Source organism: Hyphomonas sp., from assembly GCF_040882205.1.
Taxonomy (GTDB): Bacteria; Pseudomonadota; Alphaproteobacteria; order Caulobacterales; family Hyphomonadaceae; genus Hyphomonas.
The window spans coordinates 5,229-7,071 of record NZ_JBBEBT010000063.1 but is presented as its reverse complement, the minus strand read 5'-3'; the positions used below and the strand labels follow the sequence as shown (position 1 = coordinate 7,071).

2 protein-coding genes are annotated in these 1,843 nt (G+C 61.3%); one reads left to right on the top strand and one right to left on the bottom strand.

Going from position 1 to position 1,843, the window contains the following annotated elements:
* The coding region (locus WEA77_RS02800) for a hypothetical protein (RefSeq protein ID WP_368066338.1) at window positions 1–258 on the bottom strand (258 nt) is incomplete at its 3' end.
* A 124-nt stretch (window positions 259–382) separates the two neighbouring features.
* Between WEA77_RS02800 and WEA77_RS02795 the strand changes: the two genes are divergently transcribed.
* Complete coding sequence (locus WEA77_RS02795) at window positions 383–1,624, top strand: argininosuccinate synthase (RefSeq protein ID WP_368066337.1); 1,242 nt, start codon at window positions 383–385, stop codon at window positions 1,622–1,624.
* Window positions 1,625–1,843 lie beyond the last annotated feature (219 nt).

The following is a 1,843-nucleotide window of genomic DNA, read 5'->3' as shown; positions in this document are numbered from 1 at the left end:
AGTCGCGGCATGGGTGAGGATCGACAGCGTCGGCTGCGGGCGCACCGCGTCGCTCGCCCGCAGGCGGGCGCGGAAGGGCATGGCGGACTGGGCAAGGTCTTCAGCCGCCCGGCCGGCGGCCTCGCCTTCGCGGACGCCTTCGCGCAGGCTGTCCGGCAGCAAGGGGCTGCGGCGGGTCGCACTGTCCATCGGGTCGTTCAACATTACAGCCACCATGTTTGCGGCGAGCCGGGAGCCGCCATGATCCAGCAATTCCACTATAGCGGCTCAAGACGCTGTAAACCACTGGAATCCCCAAACCTGTCCTTCTTGTCAGGTGGCAAGCGGGACTTTAAGGCAACACTTCTCCCCCCCCTCCGCCGAAAATCACGTCAGGAATCCCATGGCCAAGCCACGCATTGCCCCCAAGAAGGTTGTCCTTGCCTATTCCGGAGGGCTCGACACCTCGATCATCCTTAAGTGGCTGCAGGTGGAATTTGGTTGCGAAGTCGTCACTTTCACCGCCGACCTTGGCCAGGGCGAGGAGCTCGAGCCCGCCCGCAAGAAGGCGCTGGCGGCAGGTGTAAAGTCGGAGAACATCTTCATCGAGGACGTTCGCGAGGAATTCGTGCGCGATTTCGTCTTCCCGATGTTCCGGGCGAACGCCGTTTATGAGGGCGTCTATCTGCTCGGCACCTCAATTGCCCGGCCGCTGATTGCCAAGCGCCAGATCGAGATTGCCGACATGGTCGGCGCTGATGCCGTCTGCCATGGCGCAACCGGCAAGGGGAATGACCAGGTGCGCTTCGAGCTTGGCTATTACGGGCTGAACCCGGACATCAAGGTGATCGCGCCCTGGCGGGACTGGGAATTCAGATCGCGGACGGACCTCCTGAAATTTGCCGAGGAACACGGCATCGAGATTGCCAGGGACAAGCGCGGCGATGCGCCCTTCTCGGTGGACGCGAACCTGTTGCACTCCTCGTCCGAGGGCAAGGTGCTCGAAAACCCCGCCGAGCCAGCGCCGGAATTTGTCCATATGCGGACGATTTCTCCCGAGGACGCGCCGGACCTGGCAGAGGTCATCACAATCGGTTTCGAAAAAGGGGATGCAGTCTCCATCAATGGCGAAGCGATGAGCCCGGCGACGCTGCTGACGGCGCTGAACGCGTATGGCAAGAAGCATGGCATCGGACGGCTTGATCTCCTTGAGAACCGTTTCGTGGGCATGAAATCACGCGGTATCTACGAGACGCCGGGCGGAACAATCCTGCTGGTCGCGCACCGCGGCATCGAGCAGGCGACGCTCGACCGGGGCGCGGCGCACCTCAAGGACGAGTTGATGCCGAAATATGCCGAGCTGATCTATAACGGCTTCTGGTGGAGCCCGGAGCGTGAGATGCTGCAGGCGGCGATCGATCATTCGCAGCGCTGGGTGACCGGCGAAGTGACGATCAAGCTGTACAAGGGCACCGCCTACCTGACCGGTAGATCTTCGCCATATAGTCTGTACTCGGAGAAGATCGTTACCTTTGAGGATGACCATGGCGCCTATGACCAGAAGGACGCGGAAGGCTTCATCAAGCTGAACGCGCTGCGCCTGAGGCTGATGGCAGGGCGCAACCGGACGTTCGGGAAGAACTAGGCGATGCCTTGGGTTGCGCGGCCTCCTGGTCAGTATGCTCAAGCAACGGTCGACTTGCCCAGCACATTTCGAGGCGGCTATCCTGGCTCGTTCGCGCAGGCGGAATTTACCGTCGGCCGCTTACTTTCCTGCTTTCACGGTATCGCCTCACTTTTTGGGAGGTTGAACGAAGTCCGGTTCCGGCTGGAAGGCCGGGCGGATGACTTTGAATACTGCTTT